This is a genomic window from Nitrospira defluvii (assembly GCF_905220995.1).
Lineage (GTDB): Bacteria > Nitrospirota > Nitrospiria > Nitrospirales > Nitrospiraceae > Nitrospira_A > Nitrospira_A defluvii_C.
Window position 1 is genome coordinate 275,439 of sequence record NZ_CAJNBJ010000002.1, and the last position, 22,414, is coordinate 297,852.

A 22,414-nucleotide genomic window follows, 5' to 3' on the forward strand; every position below is an offset into this window, starting at 1 on the left:
CTGATCGCCGTGCAACAGGCGCTCGCCGAGGATCTCTCCCACGGCGACGTCACCACCAGCGCGTTGTTTCCAACCGCGCTTCAGGCTACGGCGACCATTGTCGCCCATCAGCCGATGACCGTTGCAGGCGTGGCCGTCGCCCGGGAAGTGTTCCTGACGGTAGATCCCTCCGTGCGCATCACCACAGCCATCAAGGACGGCAGAGCGGTGAAACCGGATACCACGGTATTGACGGTTCAAGGTGATGTGCGCTCGCTGCTGATGACCGAACGGGTCGCCGTCAATTTTCTCCAACAACTCTCAGGCATCGCGACACTCACTGCGCAGTTTTGCGCTGCGGTTCGTGGGTACCCAACCAGAATCCTCGATACTCGCAAGACCACGCCTGGATTACGAGCCCTCGAAAAATGGGCGGTTGCGCTCGGAGGCGGCAAGAATCATCGGTTTTCACTGGGTGACGGCGTGCTCATCAAGGACAACCACCTTGCCGTTTTGCGCTCAACCGGCATTGATGTGGCCGGAGCCTGCCGCCTCGCGCGCGCCGGTGCACCCCATGGCCTTCGTATCGAAGTGGAAGCCAAGACCTTGCAAGAAGTGAAAGAAGCACTGGCCGGCAAGGCCGACATCATCCTGCTCGACAACATGTCTCCCGCCCTCGTACGACAGGCTGTGGCACTCATCAAACAACGAGCCCTGGTCGAAGTTTCTGGTGGAATGACCCTGCAGACCGTCGCCGCCATGGCCCAGGCCGGGGCGGATTTTATTTCAGTCGGCGCCCTGACCCATTCGGCCCCCGCCGCCAACCTTAGCATGGACCTCTCGACATCTCGGGGGCATCGTGCCCGAGGCCGCTGACCATCCACCATTCGCCGATCAACTGAACCTCGACCGTCTCAAAGCGTCCCTGCGCACGCGCGCGTTCGGCCGGGTCCTGCGGTACACCACCTCCACGCTTTCCACCAACGCGGATGCACTCCTTGCGCTGCAGCAGTCGAATGCGACACCGATTCCGCACGGCTCGGTGTTCCTCACCGAGTGCCAAACCGCCGGCCGAGGGCGGCGGGGCCGAACCTGGCACTCCCCACCCCAGGGCAATATCTATACGTCCCTGGTCGTGCTCCCCACACCAGGAGGCACGCGCGTTGGCCCCTGGTTGTCATGGATTCCTCTGTTCACGGCATTGGCCACCGCAGATGCGCTCGCTGCCACGACAGGACTGCCCATTTCCGTCAAGTGGCCGAACGATCTCCTGATCGATACAAAAAAAATCGGCGGTATCCTGTGTGAACAGACCACCAGGCCCGATAAGACGGTCGCCGTCGTCATCGGCATCGGATTGAACATCAACGCTCCCCTCGACAGTTTTCCAGAAGAGCTCACAGCCGGCGCCACCACCCTCGCCGTAGAAGGCGGTCGCCCCGTTGACCGTGTCGCCCTCCTGGCTGAGTTGTTCCTCAGGCTCGAGCAGCGCCTGGATCGTCTCCTCACCGATGGGCCAACTGGCATGATCGATGAATTCACCCAACGATGCTCGACCCTCGGCAAAACCGTCCGCGTCAGCCTTGAGCAGGGACGCATTGTCGAAGGCGTTGCCGAATCCATCGGTCCCGACGGCTGCCTCAGGATCCGTGTCATCTCCGACAGCGCCCAACCGCCCGCCTCGTCGCTGCTGGAGGTCAGGAGCGCGGAGGTCGTTCACCTGCGGGGGTGAAATCCGCTTTCGGTTGGGGTAGAGTGATCACACCATGTTATTAGCGATCGACATCGGGAATACCAACGTGGTGTGCGGCCTGTTCGAAGGATCGACCCTGCAGGCGCACTGGCGTTTGGCCACCGAATCGAGACGAACCGACAATGAGTACGGCATATTGCTACTCAACCTGCTTCATAACGCGGGATTCGCACCCGGGCAAATCACCGGCTGCATCCTTTCCAGCGTCGTTCCCGCGCTGACCGCGACCTTCGATTCGCTGCTTCAGGCCTATTTTCATCACATCCCCGTGATCGTCGGCCCTGACACCGATTCGGGATTGACGCTTCGTTATGCCAATCCGAAGGAAATCGGGAGCGACCGCATCGTCAATGCCGCTGCCGCCTACGCGCGATACCACTCCGACCTGATCATCGTCGACTTCGGTACCGCCACCACATTTTGCGCCGTCACCGGATCAGGGGAATATCTCGGCGGTGTGATCGCACCCGGCTTGGGAATTTCTGCCGATGCGCTATTTTCCCGCACCGCCAAACTGCCGAAGGTCGAAATCATCCGTCCGAAAACCGTCATCGGGACCGACACGATCGGGGGCATTCAGAGCGGGTTGCTCTTCGGTTATGTCGGACTCGTGGATGGCATTGTTCACCGGATGGAGCGCGAACTCGGTCGCCGTTCCACGGTCATCGCCACCGGGGGTCTGGCCACCGTCATTGCGAAGGAAGCCGAAACGATCCAGAAGGTGCTCCCCTTCCTCACCCTCGAAGGCTTGGAGTTTTTGTACCACCGCAATCGCCTCACATAGGGCCGGCTCTCCTCGGCCCGTCGCTGCAGCCCCGATCAAACCCGTAGGGACCTGAAAAAACGATGTTTTCTTTTTATTCCCCGTTGACTTCCCTTCACGTGTGGCTATCTCACTCCCCATCATAGGTGTAATCAATGGCTGACGACGAGAAGAACATTCACAGTATCGACAACTTAGACGATTCCGGCGAGGCAGTAGCAGGCACGAATGACGGCGTGAGCGAACTACAGCAGGCGCTGGACGCCAAGGCCGACGAGTGCAAGGCCGCTCACGAAAAGTATCTGCGACTGGCGGCGGAGTTCGACAACTACAAGCGACTCGCCCAACGGGATCAACGCGAACAGATCAAGTTCGGCAACGAACAGATTCTCAAGGAACTGCTCCCGGTGGTGGACAATCTTGAGCGGGCCATCAAGTCTGCCAAGGGAACGGGAACGATCGACGCGTTGACGGAGGGAGTGGAACTCACCCTCAAGCAGTTGGTCGGCGCGCTCACGAAATTCGGCGTCAAAGCGGTCGAAAGCGTCGGACAGGCCTTTGACCCGGCCACGCAGCAAGCGGTCGCGCAGGTTCCGTCAGATACCGTCCCTGAAAATCATGTCGTGGAAGAGTATCAAAAGGGCTATCTCCTCCAGGACCGCATCCTTCGGGCCGCCATGGTGACCGTCTCCACCGGTTCGGCGAATTAACGTCGGCCCTTAGGAGACCGTGCGCGTTTCACGAGAGAAGCTGACACAATCGTTCACGTATTGATATTTTTTGCGAAGGAGTCAACCCATGGGCAAAGTTATCGGAATCGACCTCGGCACGACGAACTCCTGCGTGGCCATTATGAGCGGTGGAGACCCGGTCGTCATCGCCAATGCAGAAGGCAGTCGCACGACCCCTTCCGTGGTGGGCATCACGGACAAGAATGAGCGTTTGGTCGGACAGATTGCCAAGCGGCAGGCGATCACCAACCCGGAGAACACCATCTTCTCAGTCAAGCGATTGATGGGACGCAAATTCAGGAGCAAGGAAGTGCAGGAAGCCATGAAGCGGCTCCCGTACAAGGTGGTGGAAGCCGACAACGGTGACGCACATGTCGAACTGCGCGGCAAGCGCTATAGCCCACCGGAAGTCTCGGCGATGATTCTACAGAAGATGCGGCAGACTGCGGAAGACTATCTCGGTGAAAAGGTCACCGAAGCCGTCATCACCGTACCGGCCTACTTCGACGACAGCCAGCGCCAGGCCACCAAAGACGCCGGGCAGATCGCCGGATTGAACGTGTTGCGCATCATCAATGAACCGACGGCAGCGTCATTGGCCTACGGTCTCGACAAGAAGAAAGACGAGCGCATCGCGGTCTATGACCTTGGCGGAGGAACCTTCGACGTCTCGGTGCTCGAAATCGGCGACGGCGTGTTCGAGGTGAAGTCCACGAACGGCGACACCTACCTCGGTGGCGACGACTTCGATGAACGCGTGATGGACTGGCTGGTCGAAGAATTCAAGAAGGATCAAGGCATCGACCTGCGGAAGGATCGCATGGCCTTGCAACGCCTGAAGGAAGCAGCCGAGCGGGCGAAGATCGAACTGTCCTCCTCTCAGGAAAGCGAAATCAACCTGCCGTTTATCACGGCCGACGCCAGCGGACCGAAGCACCTGGTCACGAAGCTGACCCGTGCCAAACTGGAACAGTTGGTGGGCGATCTCATTCAGAAGACCATTGAGCCATGCCGGAAGGCGTTGGCTGATGCCGGTGTCAGCGCCAAGGACATCCAGGAAGTGGTGTTGGTCGGCGGGATGACCCGGATGCCGAAAGTCATCCAGGTCGTCAAAGAATTCTTCGGCAAGGAACCGCATCGTGGCGTGAACCCCGACGAAGTCGTCGCGATCGGCGCCGGCGTCCAGGGTGGCGTGCTCAAGGGCGAAGTCAAGGACGTGCTGCTGCTCGACGTGACCCCGCTCTCCCTCGGCATCGAAACCCTCGGTGGCGTGTTCACGAAATTGATCGAACGCAACACCACGATCCCGACGAAGAAGAGCCAGGTCTTCTCGACGGCCGCCGACAACCAGACCGCCGTGACCATCCGGGTCTTCCAGGGCGAACGTGAGATGGCGAACGATAACAAGCTGCTGGGGCAGTTTGACCTCGTCGGCATTCCTCCCGCCCCGCGCGGTATGCCGCAGGTGGAAGTATCGTTCGACATTGATGCCAACGGCATCGTGCATGTCGCAGCCAAGGATCTGGCCACGCAGAAAGAACAGTCCATCAAGATCACGGCGTCCAGCGGACTCAGCAAAGACGAAGTGGACAAGCTCGTGAAGGATGCGCAAGCGCATACGGAAGATGACAAGAAGCGCCGTCGGGTCGCGGAAGCCCGCAATCAGGCCGACTCCCTGCTGTACAGCACCGAGAAGAACCTGACCGAGCATGGCGACAAGATCGGCGAGGACGACAAGGCGAAAATCACCGAGGCGATCGCGGGGCTCCGCAAGGCCATGGAAGGCGATGATCCCGCCGCCATTGAGTCGGCCACACAGGCCTTGACCACCGCCTCTCATAAACTGGCTGAAGAGATGTACAAGAAAGCCTCGGCAGCCGCCGGTGCCGGCGCAGCCGACGCAGGCGCTTCGGCCGGGGACGCAGGTGCGCAGGCCAAGACCGACGAAAAGGTCGTCGATGCCGAGTTCGAAGAAGTCGATAAGGACAAGAAGTAAGCTTCCGATAGATCGCACGACCGACTCTCCCGTTTAGGTGGAAGTCGGTCGTGTTGCACCTTCAACCAGGTAAACCCTTTCCGTGGCAAAGCGCGACTATTACGAAACCCTCGGTATCGAGCGGAATGCGTCCGACGAGGAAGTCAAAAAAGCATTTCGGAAACTGGCTCGCCAACATCATCCCGACCTGCACACCTCCCCCGAGCAGAAGAAGGCCGCAGAGGAAAAATTCAAAGAGCTCAACGAAGCCTACGAAGTCATCAGCGATCAGGAGAAGCGGCGTCGGTATGATACGTTCGGCCATGCCGGTGGACCACAGGGGGCCGAGGGATTCGACTTCGGGGGACAGGGCGGCTTCGGCGATATCTTCAACGACATCTTCGAAGACTTTTTCGGCCAGCCTCGCGGACGTGCGCGAGCGGAGCGCGGTAACGATCTCCAATACAATCTGGAACTGAGCTTCGAAGAATCGGTATTCGGCAAGGAAGCCAAACTCAAAATTCCTCGTTGGGAAACCTGTGCGGACTGCAAGGGGACCGGCGCAAAATCCGCCACCGCGATCAAGATGTGCCCATCCTGCAAGGGACAAGGCCAGATGCGCTTCCAGCAGGGCTTCTTCAGCGTCAGCCGTCCCTGCGGTCAGTGCGAAGGGGCAGGACAGATCATCACGGAACCCTGCCAGACCTGCAGCGGACGCCAACGGGTTCGCAAGGAGCGCATGCTCTCCGTTCAAATTCCCGGCGGCATCGAGACCGGTATGCGCCTGCGCCTGGCCAATGAAGGTGAGCACGGCGTGCAAGGCGGACCTCCGGGGGATTTGTACGTCGTGGTCAATGTGAAGCCCCATCCCCACTTTCGCCGGGAAGGGCAGGACATTGCCGCAGATCTTCCCATCAATCTTGTGACCGCGATACTTGGCGGCCGCGTCGAAGTCCCTACGCTCAAGGGCAACACCTTCATGAAAATTCCTGCAGGGACACAGCCCGACAAGGTGCTGCGACTCAAGGGGCTCGGATTTCCAAACCTCAAGGGCGGCCATACCGGCGACCAGTTATTCAATGTCAAAATCGAGATCCCCACGAAGCTGAGTGCCCGACAGAAGGAACTGCTGGAAGAATTTGCGAAGGAAAGCGGGTACACAAAGGACAGCGAAGGCGAAGGATTTTTGGACAAGATGAAGACGTTCTTCGAATAGACCGACCTTGCCCCCGCCACACAGGCCGACCACCATGCCGGCGTTTTTCATCTCGTCGTCCGAAATCCGCGAAACCGAACTCACCCTGACCGGTGACCTCTGCCATCATCTAAGGGCCAGCTTGCGGGTCAAGCCCGGTGAGGTCCTGTGGCTCACCGATGAGCACCGTCAACGGTATCAGGTGCGGGTGAGCGCCTTGACCTCACAAGCGTTGTCAGCGGTCATCCTCGAACGCCGGCCAGGACCGATCGAGACGGCACCACCTGTCCTCCTCGCGCAAGCCCTACTCAAAGGCGACCATATGGATTGGGTGGTACAGAAGGCAAGCGAGTTGGGCGTGCGGACGATTCTGCCGCTGATCTCCCGGCACGGCGTCGTACGACCGCAACCGGAGAGAGTCGCCTCCCAAGTCGCCCGCTGGCAGCGCATTGCCACCGAAGCCGCGCAGCAATCGGAACAATGGCAGCCGCCACAGGTACTCGTGCCGCTCGAGGTGCGCCGTTTTTTCTCCAGTCATGCGGCCACCTGTGCACTCCTGTTAGCCGAGCGTCAGGACACCGTGGGATTGACTCACGTTCCCCTACCGACTCTTCCAACCGACACTGTAACCTTGATTGTCGGACCTGAAGGGGGATGGGCAGAGGAAGAACTCTCTCACGCCATCGAGGGACAGTGCAGAGCCGTGAGCCTGGGTGAGCACATTCTTCGGGCGGATACCGCGGCGGTGACAGCACTCAGTATCGTGCAGAGTCGATTGGGAAGATTAGGCTAGAGAGGCAGCGACACGGCGAGCGCTTACTTCTTTCCTGCACTGATTGAGATAATGGTCCCTCCTTCACCTGCCGCCCACCCGGCTGAAGCACGAGGAAAACTGAGAGCCATCAGAGAGCGTTTCACGGGACTGGTTTCTTCCACCCAATTAAACCCCGCATCACTGGTTCGCAGAATCTGACCACGTTCTCCGACAATCCACCCCTGCTGCGCGTCCGTGAACCGTACACGAATGAGATCCGTGAGCTTGTTGCAGGTCCGCCCGCAAGGCAAAGTCCGATCGATCCAGTGCGTCCCTCCGTCGGTGGTCTGGAACAATGCACCGGCATTGCCGACCGCCCAGCCGTTGGCCTCATCCGCGAAGGCCACATCAAAGAACGTCGCCGAGCTTTGGCTCACCTGTGTGGTCCAATTTTTCCCGCCGTCCGTTGTGGTCAGAATCGTCCCCAATGCCCCCACGACGGTGCCCTGCTGTTCGCTGGTCAGTGCAATAGCATACAATGCCGCACTCGTGCCGCTGGCTTGATCGGTCCAGTTCTCTCCGCCGTCAGTGGTCTGCAAAATGGTGCCGTTCCCACCCACCATCCATCCCTTCATCGGGGAAGCAAAGGCAATCCCGTAGAGCGGCGCCTGAGTCGAGACTACGACGACGCTCCAGGTCTCGCCTCCATCTTTGCTCGTTCTGACCGTGCCATTCGCGCCGACAACCCATCCGCGCTGCGCATCACGAAAGTACACGGCTGTCAGGAGAGCGGTTGTGCCGCTGGAAACTTTCTTCCACTTGTGGCCGCCGTCGGTAGTTTTCAGGATCGTTCCTCCAGACCCGACGGCCCACCCGAGCTGAGGGTCGTGAAAAAATACCCCCAACAGCGTTGCCTCCGACCCGCTCTTCTGCATGGCCACGGTCACTGGAACGGTCAGGGAAGCAGCCTCCGTCATGCCGATACCCAACAGGGTCACGAGCCAACACGCCACTGCAGCCAACGTACGCACAGTTCGATGCCTCAATGAAAGTGAGAGTTGTCGGGATTGGGATTGCGCCAGTAACTGGCATCAGGCAATCCGGATGGTTGGATCGTAAAGGTGCCGGCTTCCAACGTGAGCCATTTCTTCGGCGTGCAACAGGACCCATCCGGCAGCAAATCCCATGACCCGCGCCGCACGACGAGGGGCCCGGACGTCAGATCCGGATTGAATTCACCGAGTTTCCCGACCCCGTACGAGTGACGGTGAGGAATCTTGACCTTGATCTCCGTGTCCGTCCAGGATTGGACGATCGCCCCGACCCCGTTGAACAAGACTTCGGTACGCGAGACGTTCTCTCCCAACTCCGGCGCCACTCGAGCGTAGACACTGTCCGTGATGACCTTGCTCGGTTCCGCGGTCTTCAAGAACTTGCCGAACCCGCTCCCCTTGATAGTCACCACCTCGTCGAGGCCTCCGGTATTTGGGCTGTACGAATCGATCTTCGGCGTCACGAGCGTGAAATTGCCGACCTCGGTCTCCAGCACCTTCTTCTCGGCGCAGCAGGTGCCGTCCGGCTTGGGCGTGTTGGCGGCGCGTTTCACCACCACCGGACCACTCTTCGCGCTGAAAGGCACCCAGACATCAATGCGGTCATGCCCCCATCGATACACGATCGCCTGCACCCCGCCGATCTCGACGGTGTTTTCGCTCAACGAAAAATCGATATAGTTAAACGGCGTAGACCCGGCCTCCGAATAAAACCCGAAATTCTCTCCCGTGATTTTCAACAAGGTGCCGATGGGTGCCTCGGTCGGCGTCAAGGCCGTGGCCTTGGGCGTCTGCACGGTGTACGTCCCGATGGCCCGTTCCTGCCCGTTGCGCTTCATCACGACAGGGCCGGTTTGAGCGTCGAGCGGCACATGCACCACGATGGTCGTATCCGTCCACTGCGAGACCGTGGCCAGATGTCCGCCGAACAACACGCCATCCTCAGGATTCCTGCTTGTCCCGAACCCCTTGCCGAAGAGCACGACTTTTGTGCCGACCGGGCCGCTCGTTGGATCGACGCGCACCGACGCCAGCACTTTCACCGGCATCGAATTGCTCACCACCTGCTTCACCGGAGCGCAACACGACCCATCCGGCAACGGATCGGAAGAGGCCATGCGAATCACGACATCGCCCGACTGCACATTACCCGGCAACTCCACTTCGATCTTGTCGTCACGCCACTTGCGGACGCGCACGCTCACATCACCGACAGCCACGCTGTTGACGCCGAAAATCGTGTTGGGATCGCGCGGTCCGGCCGTGTTGCCGAAATGTTCGCCGATGATTTCTAGGATCGAGCCCGGCTCCGCTTCGGCCGGCGAGACCGAGTGAATCGTGGGTTGCAGCCTCGTAAATGACCCGGCCTTTACGTGTTTCTTGCCGATGATGACATCAACGGGACCATTTGCAGCCTGTGACGGCACCCGCACTTCGATGAGATCCGGATCCCACCGCTGAATCAGCGCAGGCACGCCTTGAAACATCACCTGATTAAACCGGGTCGATTTGAACGGACCGAAGCCTTTGCCCGTGATCGACAGCGTGGCTCCCGGCACGGCGGCATTGGGATGCAAAGCCGGAGGTTCAGCCGGGGCGGCCATGGAATCAACGGAAGTGGCCGCAAGGGCTAAGCTGACAATCGCACAAGTTATATATTTCATGGGATTCACTCCCTACCGATACCCTCTGACTGAGCCTGAACCGCAGGCCTGGTGAGGATGACATGATGGTACGCCAGATGAATGCCCCGCACGTGGCACAAAACCCCACGCAACTGAGGCAACGAAGCCGGATGGGGGGTGTGGTATCAAACCAGGAGACTTCCGGACTATAACAAGCGGTTTTTTTTGATGTCAAGGCAAGCGGAGACGGTGGATGGCAACGCGAGCAGTGGGTACGTCAGGCTCTGACTTGCACCAGTAATTCAAGTTCGATGGCGGCATGCAGCGGCAACTCCGCCGCCCCGAGCGCCACACGCGCATGGCGTCCAGCTTCACCGAAAATCTGCACCAGCAAGTCGGACGCTCCATTGATCACGGCCGGCTGTTGCACGAATCCGCTGGCCGACGCGACGTGGCCGACGACTCGCACGATCCGCTGTACACGATCCAACGAACCGAGTTCCTGTTTCACGACCGCTAAGGCGTTCAGGAGCGCCAGCCTCGCCGCTTCGGCTCCCCGCTCAACCGTCACGTCCTGCCCCAGCTTCCCTGTGATCGCCACTTGCCCGTCCCGAAACGGCAAGATGCCGCTTAGGTACAGCAGATCACCGGCCAGTACAGCCGGCACATAACTCGCGACCGGTTTCGGCGCAGCCGGGAGCGTGAGACCAAGGCCGCTGAGTTTTTCGTCAATCGACACAATCAGATCCTTTCTTGATCACGACTTCATCGGCAGTCACGCAAGCGAGAGTCAACCATCTCATTGCTTTCCTCAGGTAGTTGCCCTCAAACGAATCGTACGTATACGCCATCCGGGGGTCATGGGGCAAGATACAGCCATCCGGCATGCATCAAACCAATAGCGAGAAAATGGGGCGCATCGACAGCAGATTCGGTCCCGTGATATATGTGGTCTATATATCCAAGCCGAGGGAGGCCTCAATGGCATCCACCATGGTCCAAGTCCCCATCCTCATGAGTCCCAGCCAGAAACGCCGGCTCGCACAGAAGGCGAAAGCCGCCAATCTCACCATGGCGGAACTGCTTCGCGAAGGGGGCGAGCGGTACGTTCCGGCTGATGATCCGACACTCTTGGATCACATGGCCAAGCAAGTCATCCGGGAGACGAAGAAAACCATTCGCGCCATCGACAAAACCCTCGCCCTCGTGGCGGAGTCGGAAGCGCGCATGCAGGCGCTCTCCAAGACCCGTAAGAAAGGGTGACGATGGGACTCACCGAGCGTGTGTGGGATGCCTTCGCCAACACCATCAAGCTCAACGACAAGGTGGAACAACTCAACACCACAGTCGCCAAGCAGCAATCCCATATTGAAGACCTGAACGCCCGCGTCATCCGCCTCGAAGCCGCGCTGGAATTTGCCCTCCACGCGCAACGCTCCCGGCGCTTGCCCGCATCACCTCGCTAGCGCTCGTCCATTTCAGACAGGCCTGAGATACTACCTGGCACCATTTTCCTGATATGCAGCTTCTATAGCTGATCGGGATTACGCTTCGACCAAGACGGCACGCCGCACTCTTGGCGCACCGGCCTTGCGGGCTAGCCACAGGTCATACGCGGCCTGCTGCGCCACCCAGACATCGGCGCGCCCTCCGTGCTGCACTCCAAGCCAGCCCTCTAATCGTAAGGCCATTTCCGGAGAGATCGCCGCACGACCATTCAATACGCGCGACAAGGCGGCACGGGTCACTCCCAGTTGCTTCGCAGCTTGCGTCACGTTTAAGCCCAACGCAGGCAAAATATCCTCTCTCAAGGTTTCGCCTGGGTGCGGTGGATTGTGCATCCGGCTCATGCTGTCTTCCTCCTAATGATAATCGTGGTAATCAATGAATACTGCATCCCCGCCATCGAAACCGAACGTCAGCCGCCAATTCCCGCTCACGGAAACCGCATAGCGGCCAGCCAAATTGACGGCCAATGCATGCAGCCTCCATCCTGGCACATTCATATCCGCCGCCGTTGTGGCCAAATCCAATCGGGCGAGTTGCCGTTTGAGTCGAGCCGCATGATGTGGCTGGATGCCTGCCTTGCTGCCGGTTTCAAAGAAGGCTTGTAGTCCCTTGTGTCGAAACGACTTGATCATGAAAAGAGACTGTATAGCGTGACGTTTCAGCTGTCAATCCTAGGCATATGCTACGCCTTGAATGTATGCACAAGAGCCTTCATGGGAACAAATCCACAATTGAACGCCTCTGAGGGGAATGCACATGTTCATTGGTCTCTGCCCCAATGTGCCGTGCAGAGGGGTGAGTATTGAACCGAACAAGACGAACCAGGCAAGAGGACAGCCAAGAAGACGGCCCGAGAAAACATCAATCTGACGTAAGTCTTTCGTGTTCAGCGTTCAGAAATCAGCTCGAACTAGACGAAGTCAACAACGAATGGAACCACATACGGCGATGACCAAGTGGAGGGGACACTGGCCGATCGCCGGTGCCGGCATTCCTGAGACAAACACAAAGCCCACCGACAGCTGGCCGTTCACCTTAATCCCATCATCCACCACTGGCCCGCGCAGACCATCCGGCGTGGACGCCAGCACCACGACCTGCCCGCTGCCGAGGCCCGGCACCATCGGCGTCCGGCTCAAGGGCTCATCGATACCGGGGCCGTGGGTATATTTGGCCTGTAGCACGTTGCTGCCGTCGTATTCGAGGAGAATGTCTTCGCCGTCATAGACGTAGCGTATGGTCTGGCCATTGGCGATCTTCTCAATGCGACGGCCCAGGCCGTCGTAGCGGTAGCTGCTCGTCGTAATAGCGGTGGGATTCCCGGCGGCGAACTCTTCGACTTTCACCAGCCGATTCTCAGCATCGTACGTGTACTGGGTAGAGTTTCCTGTGGCCAGGAGCGTCTTTCTCGTGAGATTGCCGTTGTCGTCATATTGATAGGAAAAGTTCGCATCCGCCGTCAGTTGATTGCCGGCATTCGTCACACTGCCATTCGTGGTCCGATTGCCGACCGCATCGTACGCAAAGGCCTGCGGATCGAGCAGCAAGGGGTGACTCGCACCAGTCAGCCGATCCAGCTGATCATACCCGAACGCTTGGACGCCTCTTCTGTCCGTGAGACTCGTCCGGTTGCCGACATCGTTGTAGACATAGTCGGCCTTGTTGATCTGCGTGGCGCTCGCCGTCAGCTGATGCAAGATGTTGGTCACCTGGCTTGCGGGATCATAGCTATACGTGGTCTGCGTCCCGTTCGAGAGGGTGACACTCGTGCGGCGCGAAAGCGCATCGTACACATAGGCGGCCACCGGCTGGTTCTGCGCTCGGCTCTGCACCTCCGCCAGCGTGAGGGTCCGGCCATAGAGCCGCACTTCGTCGATCTCGCCCTTAAAATGGCCGCCGCCGCCCGCCGTGTTCGGGTCCTGCCTCCGTCCGAGGTACTGCTGGTTCACGTTGGACAGCGTGCCACTCAGGGTGGCGGGCCCAAAGACCGTCGTCAGGGTCAGCGGCTGGCCATTGACCCAGAGCTGGGCCGTGCCGGCCACGGTGTCCACTGCGGCCGCGACATGTTGCCATTGACCAAACGTGATCACCGGGGCCGTCGAGCGGAAGGTGGAGCCCGACACCGTGGGGCTGGTCGTGGTCCGCACGGTCAGTTGCATCCGTCCATCCTGCAAGAGGGCTACCGAGAAGCCTTCGCTGACAAACGGGTCGCGCCGGCTGAAGATCCATCCCTCCGCCCCCACCGGCACTTCCGGCTTGATCCAGGCGTCCACGGTCGCGGCGGTGCTGAGACTATCCAGCACCGCGGAATCGGGAATGAGCACGTAGTCATTGACCCCGTCGAAGGCAAAGGCCTGATGGCGCACACCGAGGTCGAACGCGGTCCCCAGTTGGAGCGTGCCATGTTGGCCTCCGACGGGATTGATCGCGCTGCCGTCGCCGGGCCATGACGCCAGCAGCGTGGGCAACGGGGTGGCCGGGGCGTGGGGCTGCGTGAGGGACTGGAGGCGATTGACGGCATCGTACGAGTAGCTCGTGATCTGGACCGGATCGGTCAGCGTCAGCCGGTTGCCGTTGGGATCGTAGCCATAGCCCAGCGTCACCGCCGGTTGATTCGGCGAGCCGTCGGTCTTCACACTCAGCAGCCGATTCGCCTGGTCATAGGTCATGGCCAGCACGCTATCCGGATCGGTCACGCGGGTCAAGTTGCCCACGAGGTCGTAGGTGTAACTGGTGACCTGGGTGCCGGGCAGGGTTTTGCTCACGAGTTGGTTCACAGCATCGTAGGCGAAGAGAATGTCGTCGCCCTTCGGCGTGCGGCGCTGGGTCAAATTGTCGTTGCCGTCGTAGGTGTAGTGCGTGTACGGCACAACCTATACGCCGCAATAAGTCTTACAGGGCTTCCTCTCTCTTGTAGCTGCCAGATGGTTTCACTTGGTTTGTGGAATCGAAGGGCTTGGTGAGGCAAGGGAACTAGTTCCGCTGCTTCTTGTCTCGTGTCTTGTGATCACAAAGTTTCCTCCCTTACCTTCCTTGCAGCGAAATACGAGCCTTTTTGACCTGCAAACCCACTCGACCCTCACATTGTATTTGCCGGTTATTTCCGTGAGAGTGGGGAACATTATGTTTAGATCAATTATGTCCTCCAAGGATTGACCAGGGGCTAACTCATTGGAGATGCGAGCATAGTCCTCCATAGGGGTGAACCTCGGAAGCGACGTACGACGCGCATTGGTCCGATAGGCACGGTTAACAAACACCAGCTGATTGGGAGTGATCCACGGCAGATCTGTATCGTAAATTGTAATTGGCTCAGATGATGTGTTGGTCATCCTGAGTTTAAGCTGATACACACCGGATGCGGGACTCTCAAGTGTCACATCGAGAAGCAGGCTCTTGGCCTCCTCAGCGAAAGTAGTTCCCGATGAGAGGATAACAATACTAGTCACAATTGAAAATGCGCGCCTTACTATCATGGGTATAGAAACAGTTTCACATCGCTTAGCCTGCCGTTCAAAAGGGATCCACATGGACAGTCTCCCCTCGTCTTATTAAGAGCTTCCTTAAGACAATTCTCTTCCGTAAGATATGCCCTGATTTCTGATTCACTCGCGAGTCGGTCTCCGAACAAAATCTGTGTGCCCAATTCCTGTGCGGATGAACTCCGCCCTTTCTTGTTTTTCTTCGTTCCGCTACATACGAGTGGCTGCCTTGAAAGTGCATCGGCCAGGTGGACCCCTTCGTGCTTGAACAAGCATTCCGACAAGCCACATTCCTGTGACTGTAGATCATTGTAGTAATCCTGAATCCAGACTTCCGGATTGCCGTCATTACATAGGATTGTACCGAGAGGCCGCTTATCACTCTTAGGCACAAATGGCTTGCTAGCTCTCCCAACGTCATAGGGTCTGAGGCTAGGATCTAGTCCTGTGGAATCCGTACCATTAGGAGGATTATCCCTGAGGTAAGGATACAAATTGGAGCCACGTTTAATTCCAACTATATCCTTCTGCAGAAATCTCCCCGTCGCCGCATCATAGTATCGCGCCCGGTAGTAATAGAGCCCGCTTTCGCTATCGAGTTCCCGTCCCGTATACGTATACGGCTGGTTTACCGTGCCCGGCGATTCCAGAATATTCCCATACGCATCATAGGCGTAGGCCTTGGCGACGGCTCCAGCAGAGTCGGTCAACTCCGTCACTGACCCCAAGCCGTCCTGGTGGTAAAAGAAGGTGCTCGCACCTTGGGTGACCGCAATGGGCTCATCGATCCCAGGGCCGTGCGTGTAACGCGCCTGCAGGATATTCGCGCCATCGTACTCTAACAGAATGTCCTCACCATCATAGATGTATCGCTTGGTTTGGCCGTTGGCGACCTTTTCGATTCGTCGGCCAAGGCCATCATACCGATACGTACTCGTCGTGGTGGCGGTAGGATTGCCAGCGGCAAACTCCTGCACCTGAATCAGGCGGTTTTCGGCATCGTAGGTGTAGTCCGTGTGATTTCCATTCGCCAGTAGGGTCTTTTTCGTCAAATTCCCATTCTCGTCATATTGATAGGTAAAGTTCGCATCCGCCGTCAGCTGATTACCTGCATTGACGACACTCCCGCCTGTCGTGCGGTTGCCGACCGCGTCATACGCAAAGGCCTGCGGATCCAGCAGCAAGGGATGGCTGGCAGCCGTCAGCCGATCCAACGCGTCGTAGCCGAAGGTCTGCGCGCCACGTCGGTCAGTGAGTGAGGTCCGATTGCCGACGGGGTTGTAGACGTACTCGGCCTTGTTGATGGGCGTAGTGGTGGCCGTGAGTTGATGGAGGATCTGCGTCACCTGACTGGCGGGATCATGCCTGAAGCCCTCTGCCGTTTCGCCGTCAGTTGAGGCAAAGTCCGACCGTATGCCCCATTATTTGGATAACTTCCACAAGAACACTTGTGCCTTTATCCGATCAATAGCCAACGTCTCTCCATCCTTACAAGTGTAGTACTCAAACTCTGCCTTACCCTCCTTCGAGGCAAGAGTTAACGCGTCCGGCCACCAACCACGCGGTCCACTACTTGGGTAATTGACATCTTTTGTTGTCAGGCCATGGCACGCATTAAGGATTGTGGGTCGATCAACCATTCCATGAAAGGAAAGCCAAGTGCGATTGTTCTCAACATCATACTTAAGCCAAATCTCCATAGCAGATTCTGGCACAAAGGCGGGTATCCACCCTCGTGAGATCTCACCCGCTTCCGCAGCCGCTTTCATATCTGCATAGTGAGACTCCTTGGACTCAATCCAATCGCAGCTAACTGAAAGCAGCGCCATCAACGTAACCAGCAATCTAACCATTCGTAAAAGCCTTCCTAACGACGAATCAATACTGTGGAGGCAATCCCACGGGCCTAAATGGAGCACATGACTGCTCACACGGCGTTCCAGGATTTATACTCCCCTGTAGACGACCATATAGGTTTGCTTGCTGATCCGCCGCGCTGTCTTGTGGTGTGGATTGTGGCTCCCAGTAAGACTTTACATTCTGATCCCACCATTCGCGGATATCACTAATGATACATGCTACAGCCTCACCTTCCACACCTCGTTGAGCAGCTTGGCAATTGGCTTTGCAATGAAAATACTTGTCCGCACCTTTCCACCAAGCTTGCCTCATATCGACATAGTTCGCTCCGAAGTCGCCAATGGCGCCAAAGAACTCGCCCCAGAAATTCAGCACTTCGCCTGGAGTTGCCAAATCGAACAATCCAAATGGATCTGCTAGGCGGGGTGGGTTGTTTCGAACATAATTGTAGAAGTTAACATCACCACCGCCCAGCCCAATCGGATCCTTCTGCAAGAACCGTCCACTTGCTGCGTCGTAATACCTCGCTCGGTAATAATAAAGTCCCGTCTCCTGGTCCAACTCCCTCCCCGTATACGTATACGGCTGATTCACCGTGCCCGGGGATTCGAGGATGTTCCCATACACATCGTACGCATACGCTTTGGCCACGCTGCCGGTGCTGTCGGTCAACTCCGTCACTGATCCCAAGCCGTCTTGATGATAGAAGAAGGTGCTCGCACCTTTGGTGACCGCAATGGGCTCATCGATCCCAGGGCCGTGCGTGTAGCGCGCCTGCAGGACATTGCTACCGTCGTATTCGAGCAGGATATCTTCACCGTCATAGATATAGCGGGTAGTCTGGCCATTGGCCACTTTTTCAATCCGGCGCCCCAGACCGTCATACCGATAGCTGCTCGTCGTGACGGCCGTGGGATTCCCGGCGGCGAATTCCTGTACCTGAATCAGGCGATTCTCGGCGTCATAGCTGTACTGGGTGTAATTCCCGGTCGCGAGCAGCGTCTTGCGCGTCAGATTGCCGTTGTCGTCATATTGATAGGTAAAGTTCGCATCGGTCGTCAGCTGATTGCCGGCATTCGTCACACTGCCATTCGTGGTCCGATTGCCCACCGCATCGTAGGCAAAGGCCTGCGGATCAAGGAGCAAGGGGTGACTCGCGCTGGTCAGTCTATCGAGCGTGTCGTACCCAAACGTCTGCGGCCCACGGCGATCCGTCAATGACGTTCTGTTGCCCACCCCGTTGTACAGGTACTCCGCTTTGTTGATCTGGGTCGAGGTCGCCGTCAGTTGATGCAGGATCTGGGTCACCTGGCTCGCAGGATCGTATTGATACGTCGTCTGCGTCCCATTCGACAGGGTCATGGCCGTCCGACGCGACAGCACGTCGTAGCTCCAATTGGCGACGGGCTGTTCTTGGCTGCGAGGCGCCTGTAGTTCGGCCAGGGTCCAGGCTCGATCGGCGATCGTGATTTCATCCAATTGGCCGGTGAACAGACTCGTGCCGCATCCACCGGTCCCCAGGTGCAATCCGCCTGTCGGGAGCCCGGTGAGCAGCGGCGGGCCATTGAAGTAATTCCAGAACCCCTCTAGCTGGCCATCCAGATAGAGCCGTTGTTCCGTGCCATTGCGCACGGCGGCGATCCGATGCCATTGCCCATCATTGATCGGATGCGTCGTCGCCACGCCGGCGCTCACCAGCGTGGTCCCCGCCCCCGCGTCCGGGCCCGCGACGGCAAAGCTGGCCGTGCCGTTCGGCTGCACCTGTAGCTCCCAGGAGGCCGCGTTGGCCGGGGACGTGACGGTGCAGGTCAGCCGATCGCTCATGATCGTCTCGCGCCGCGTCGAGGTCGTCTTGACCCAGAATTCAACCGTGGCCTGGAATCCGAAGCGGCCCACCGTGCTGGTAAAGCCGATCTCATCGTCCACCCCGTCGAACTGAAAGGCCTGACCGGCGAAGCCCGCCACGAAGCTCACCCCATTGCGCAGGGTACCGGGGTTGCTCCCCTGTTCGTCGGCCCGCGTACCTTCGCCCTTCCACCAGGCCACGCGGTTGGTGGCCGGCGGCGGCAGGGTCACCCCATTCCCCAGGCCCGTCAGGCGATTCACGCCGTCGTAATGATAGCTGATGGAGGTGGCCTGATCCGCACGCGTCAGCCGGTTGCCGTTCGAATCATAGGCATAGCCCAGCGTCACGGCCGGTTGGTTCGGCGAGCCGTCGGTCTTCACACTCAGCAGCCGATTCGCCTGGTCATAGCTCATGGCGAGCACGCTATCCGGATCGGTCACGCGGGTCAAGTTGCCGACCAGATCGTAGGCGTAACTGGTGACCTGGGTGCCGGGCAGGGTTTTGCTCACGAGCTGGTTCACAGCATCGTAGGCGAAGAGAATGTCGTCGCCCTTCGGCGTGCGACGCTTGGTGAGGTTGTCGTTGCCGTCGTAGGTGTAGGTCTCGACTTTGCCCAAGGGATCGGTGGTGCTGAGCAACCGGTTGCGGCCGTCGTAGGCGAAGGTGGTGGCTTGGTTCTTCGCATCCGTGACCGTGAGGAGATTCCCATTGCCGTCGTACGTGTATTCCGTCACGCCACTCAGCGGATCCGTGACTTTCTTCAGCCGGTTCTTGGCGTCGTACTCAAACGTCGTGATCCGGTTCAGGGGATCTTTTGATGTGGCCACGTTGCCCGCCTGGTCATAGGTCAACGTCGTGGTGCGGGTCAGGGGATCGGTCGTGCTGAGCAGCCGTCCCAACGCATCGTAGGTGAACGTCGTGGTCTGATTGAGCGCATCCTTCGTCGTGAGGAGCAGGCCTTGGGGATTGTAGGTAAAGGTGGTGACCTGGTTGAGCGCGTCGGTAATCGTGAGCGGATTGCCCTTCGCATCATAGGCGATCTGGGTGAGATTCCCTTTCGGATCGCGGATGCTGGTCACCTGATTGAATGTCGGCTCATAGGTGAATGTCGTCGTCGCGTTGATGGCCTGCTCCGTCGCGGTGAGCAAGTTACCCTTGGCATCATAGGTCATCGTGGTCACAGCGCCGTTGGGCCGCGTGATCTGCGTGGGATTCCCCTGGGCATTGCGCGTGATCATGGTCACCCGGTTCAGCGCATCGGTCTGTTTGGTGACCCGGCTCAACGCATCCAATTCAAACGTCGTCGCCTGCGCGGTGGCATCGGTAAACGTCGCCCGATTCAGACTGGTCGCGCTCAGCGGCGCCGGATTGCCGGCCGTGCCCTGGCCAGTGGTGAAATTGGGGACGGCCACGGTCTGGCTCGACGCCAGGGCTCGGGTGGCCCCGTCCGGCAACGTAGCCTCGGCAAACCGGCCGGCGGCATCGTAGCGGTACTGGAAGACCTGATTGCGCGCATCGGTGCGGCGAATCAGCCGGTGTTGGGCGTCGTAGACGAAGGTCACCGCCGTGCTGCACTCCAAGCCAGCCCTCTAATCGCAAGGCCATTTCCGGAGAGATCGCCGCACGGCCATTCAACACGCGAGACAAGGCTTCATTAAGCGTAGCCCCTTAATTTCCTGCGTTGCTATATCAGTTGGAATCAGTTCGAGCTGATAATACCTAGAACCTATCTCAAAATCGGTTCTTGATGAGGAAATAGCTTCACAGATAGACGTGAGCCATGACCAAGCTGCAGATTCCTTGGGAATATCACTATTGATGCCTTGGACCTTGCACAAGCGGTATCTACCAGAATCTCGTTTTTCAATTTTGAGATAGGTTCTAGTGTGCGTAAACACTCCTCTCCCAACAAGGGATATCCGCACAAAGTACGTCCTACCAGCTTCAAGATCCACTTCAAGACTATCCTCTTCTGGCCAGCCTTCTACCGAAAGCTTTATTTGCCCTGGCCTGGTCACGAATGGGTAATAGCCCTCCCGATCCAGTCTCGTTAATGGCTTTTGGTTAACTAGAACCTATCTCAAAATCGATTTACGGAGACGGAGTAGCGTCACTTCATGGATCTCAGACCCGTGCAAACTCCAGCATCCTTTGAAATATACAGTCTAGGCCCAGGACCTCCCATGACAGCTTTCCGATAGAACGTTATTTTTCAATTTTGAGATAGGTTCTAGAATCGTATGGCTATCATCCCATCCAATTTGAATCGGAAAATAAAAATAGACAAGTGATCGTTCTGGCCCCAAATTCTCCACCGGTTGAAAGGAAGGCCCGACTGCCTGACTACATCCGATATTGATAAAAGCCACCAAGCCAGCAAGAGTCTGCATGCACGACCAACAAACCGCTCCCAAGTCGTTTTTTCCTAATCCGCCTCCTGCGCTGAAAACTTCATGCGTCATGAATTATTCCTTCGCACTCAGCTGGTTCCTCAGCTGTAGGTTCACCAATTCTTCCCCTCGCCTCACGAACTGAACCCGTCACGCATTGCGCTCGGCATAGGGCACGACAGTCAGACAATGCTGGCGAATCTGGATTGGAACGGAGATGAACCAGCCCTGATCCGACCACGCACGTCGTGGCGAGCTATCGAAGGCACGGGCTTGCTGAGGATTTAGACTCTCCGCTACCGGGACTGGAGGGCATCCAGAAAGCTGTCTCCCCAGGGGAGTCTCGTCGCGCCTAGCGCTTCACCGATCGTCTGTGCGAGGTCTGCGGCTGTGGTTCTGGTCCCAAGGTTCACGCCGCGCGCAAGCCGCGGGCCGGACACGAGACAGGGCACATACTCGCGTGAATGGCCGGGATCAGGCCGGGCACAGTCGAACCCGTGATCGCCGGTGATGATGAGGACATCACCGACCTTGAGGCAGTCTTGCAAGTCACGCAGCCGACGATCGACATGTTGCAGTGTCGAGACGGTATCCTGCAGATCGGGGCTCATGATAGGAAGATTCGCGTAGATCAAGCCGCGTGGTGCCTTACTAAACATGCGGAGGACTTCGTCCATGACGGCATGGGCCTGAAAGAGAGGCACCGACCTGGTGACGCCGCGTCCGCTGAAGAGATCGCCGACTTTTCCCACGCCGAATACCAGTTGGCTGGCGCGGCTCAAATGATCCAAGAGCGTGAGGCCTGGCGGTTCCACAGCAAAATCACGACGACGTTCCGTAACGGCAAATCGTCCGGGCTGTCCGGCAAACGGATAGGCCACCACGCGAACGATCGGCATTGTCGCCTTGAGCCGCCGCCTCGCTTCGCGCGCCAGACGGTACAATTCCTCAGGCGGGACGACCTGCTCGTGAGCGGCCAGCATGATGGTCCCCGCGGTATCGATCCACGCGATGGGCATGCCGGTTTTTTGATGCTGCGCGCCGAACTCTGCGATCGGCTCCAGATGAACCGTGCGGCAATTCCCCAGCGTCTTTTGTCCCAACGCGGCTTCGAGTCCGGAGGCGAGTTCGCCCGTAAACGTTTCACATGGAGGCGGGCCGTCTTCGATCACGTACCCGGCTAATTCCCAATGTCCGGCCAGCGAGTGTTTGCCCTTGGTCGTAAACCCCAACATGCCATAGCAACCCTCAGGCTGAGTCATGGGGCGAATGCCTTGAAATTGACCCAGGAGACCGAGGCCGAGTTGTTCGAGATTGGGGAGGGAAAGACCTTTGGAGATCGCAGCCAGCCGCTGCAGTGTATTACAGCCGGCATCGCCGTACGATTCTGCATCAGGCAGTGATCCGATGCCACAGCCATCCAACACCAACAGGACGATTCGAGTCATCATCGGGGCACTATATCAAATCCGTTGGAACGAGCAAGCCAATCTCACCGTC

At 58.2% G+C, this 22,414-nt stretch carries 19 protein-coding genes and 1 pseudogene; 9 read left to right on the forward strand and 11 right to left on the reverse strand.

Annotation, left to right across the window (positions count from 1 at the left end; genetic code table 11):
• Positions 1 to 9 precede the first annotated feature (9 nt).
• The 7 genes from nadC to KJA79_RS08640 all read left to right on the forward strand — a co-directional run bounded on the left by nadC (position 10) and on the right by KJA79_RS08640 (position 7,189).
• Positions 10 to 855: a carboxylating nicotinate-nucleotide diphosphorylase gene (gene nadC, locus KJA79_RS08610; RefSeq protein WP_246507521.1), complete on the forward strand. Its 846-nt coding sequence runs from the start codon at positions 10 to 12 to the stop codon at positions 853 to 855.
• Positions 839 to 1,711, forward strand: a complete 873-nt coding sequence (locus KJA79_RS08615; protein ID WP_213041630.1) for a biotin--[acetyl-CoA-carboxylase] ligase — start codon at positions 839 to 841, stop codon at positions 1,709 to 1,711. The genes nadC and KJA79_RS08615 overlap by 17 nt, the downstream gene beginning before the upstream one ends.
• A gap of 34 nt (positions 1,712 to 1,745) precedes the next feature.
• A complete protein-coding gene (locus tag KJA79_RS08620; protein ID WP_213041631.1) occupies positions 1,746 to 2,516 on the forward strand; it encodes a type III pantothenate kinase in 771 nt (256 codons plus the stop codon).
• A 134-nt stretch (positions 2,517 to 2,650) separates the two neighbouring features.
• The gene (gene grpE / locus KJA79_RS08625; RefSeq protein WP_213041632.1) at positions 2,651 to 3,205 is read left to right on the forward strand and encodes a nucleotide exchange factor GrpE; all 555 of its coding nucleotides are present in this window, start codon (positions 2,651 to 2,653) and stop codon (positions 3,203 to 3,205) included.
• 88 nt (positions 3,206 to 3,293) lie between these two features.
• Positions 3,294 to 5,222: a molecular chaperone DnaK gene (dnaK, locus tag KJA79_RS08630; RefSeq protein ID WP_213041633.1), complete on the forward strand. Its 1,929-nt coding sequence runs from the start codon at positions 3,294 to 3,296 to the stop codon at positions 5,220 to 5,222.
• An 82-nt stretch (positions 5,223 to 5,304) separates the two neighbouring features.
• Positions 5,305 to 6,417 carry a molecular chaperone DnaJ gene (dnaJ, locus tag KJA79_RS08635; protein WP_213041634.1) on the forward strand — a complete coding sequence of 371 codons (1,113 nt, stop codon included), beginning with the start codon at positions 5,305 to 5,307 and terminating at the stop codon, positions 6,415 to 6,417.
• A 34-nt stretch (positions 6,418 to 6,451) separates the two neighbouring features.
• Positions 6,452 to 7,189 carry an RsmE family RNA methyltransferase gene (locus tag KJA79_RS08640; protein WP_213041635.1) on the forward strand — a complete coding sequence of 246 codons (738 nt, stop codon included), beginning with the start codon at positions 6,452 to 6,454 and terminating at the stop codon, positions 7,187 to 7,189.
• Positions 7,190 to 7,212: 23 nt separating this feature from the next.
• Here KJA79_RS08640 and KJA79_RS08645 read toward each other — a convergent pair whose 3' ends face one another.
• From KJA79_RS08645 to KJA79_RS08655, 3 genes are all read right to left on the reverse strand, one after another.
• Entirely contained in the window at positions 7,213 to 8,181 is a 969-nt protein-coding gene (locus KJA79_RS08645; protein ID WP_213041636.1) for a WD40/YVTN/BNR-like repeat-containing protein, read from the reverse strand.
• 11 nt (positions 8,182 to 8,192) lie between these two features.
• Positions 8,193 to 9,866: an IPT/TIG domain-containing protein gene (locus KJA79_RS08650; RefSeq protein WP_213041637.1), complete on the reverse strand. Its 1,674-nt coding sequence runs from the start codon at positions 9,864 to 9,866 to the stop codon at positions 8,193 to 8,195.
• A 238-nt stretch (positions 9,867 to 10,104) separates the two neighbouring features.
• On the reverse strand, positions 10,105 to 10,566 hold the full coding sequence (locus tag KJA79_RS08655; protein WP_213041638.1) for a RidA family protein: 462 nt from the start codon (positions 10,564 to 10,566) through the stop codon (positions 10,105 to 10,107).
• 242 nt (positions 10,567 to 10,808) lie between these two features.
• Here KJA79_RS08655 and KJA79_RS08660 point away from each other — a divergent pair, with 242 nt between their 5' ends.
• Complete coding sequence (locus KJA79_RS08660; RefSeq protein WP_213041639.1) at positions 10,809 to 11,090, forward strand: hypothetical protein; 282 nt, start codon at positions 10,809 to 10,811, stop codon at positions 11,088 to 11,090.
• A gap of 2 nt (positions 11,091 to 11,092) precedes the next feature.
• Positions 11,093 to 11,293, forward strand: a complete 201-nt coding sequence (locus tag KJA79_RS08665) for a hypothetical protein (protein ID WP_213041640.1) — start codon at positions 11,093 to 11,095, stop codon at positions 11,291 to 11,293.
• Between the two features lie 78 nt (positions 11,294 to 11,371).
• On the opposite strand, the gene KJA79_RS08670 is transcribed toward KJA79_RS08665, so the two are convergent.
• The 8 genes and pseudogenes from KJA79_RS08670 to KJA79_RS08700 form a co-directional block, all read right to left on the reverse strand.
• On the reverse strand, positions 11,372 to 11,677 hold the full coding sequence (locus tag KJA79_RS08670; protein ID WP_013248276.1) for a HigA family addiction module antitoxin: 306 nt from the start codon (positions 11,675 to 11,677) through the stop codon (positions 11,372 to 11,374).
• A gap of 12 nt (positions 11,678 to 11,689) precedes the next feature.
• Positions 11,690 to 11,968, reverse strand: coding sequence for a type II toxin-antitoxin system RelE/ParE family toxin (locus KJA79_RS08675; RefSeq protein WP_213041641.1), 279 nt, complete (start codon positions 11,966 to 11,968; stop codon positions 11,690 to 11,692).
• Between the two features lie 288 nt (positions 11,969 to 12,256).
• Positions 12,257 to 14,206, reverse strand: a complete 1,950-nt coding sequence (locus KJA79_RS08680; RefSeq protein ID WP_213041642.1) for a LamG-like jellyroll fold domain-containing protein — start codon at positions 14,204 to 14,206, stop codon at positions 12,257 to 12,259.
• Between the two features lie 602 nt (positions 14,207 to 14,808).
• A complete protein-coding gene (locus tag KJA79_RS08685) occupies positions 14,809 to 16,164 on the reverse strand; it encodes an RHS repeat domain-containing protein (RefSeq protein ID WP_213041643.1) in 1,356 nt (451 codons plus the stop codon).
• Between the two features lie 75 nt (positions 16,165 to 16,239).
• Positions 16,240 to 16,671, reverse strand: a complete 432-nt coding sequence (locus tag KJA79_RS08690) for a YbbD-related protein (protein WP_213041644.1) — start codon at positions 16,669 to 16,671, stop codon at positions 16,240 to 16,242.
• Positions 16,672 to 16,696: 25 nt separating this feature from the next.
• Entirely contained in the window at positions 16,697 to 20,086 is a 3,390-nt protein-coding gene (locus KJA79_RS08695; RefSeq protein ID WP_213041645.1) for an RHS repeat-associated core domain-containing protein, read from the reverse strand.
• Positions 20,085 to 20,174, reverse strand: a pseudogene (locus KJA79_RS23145) (HigA family addiction module antitoxin); the annotation flags it as partial. The gene KJA79_RS08695 and the pseudogene KJA79_RS23145, both read right to left, overlap by 2 nt.
• Before the next feature lie 1,036 nt (positions 20,175 to 21,210).
• Complete coding sequence (locus KJA79_RS08700) at positions 21,211 to 22,365, reverse strand: phosphopentomutase (protein ID WP_213041646.1); 1,155 nt, start codon at positions 22,363 to 22,365, stop codon at positions 21,211 to 21,213.
• Between the last annotated feature and the right edge of the window lie 49 nt (positions 22,366 to 22,414).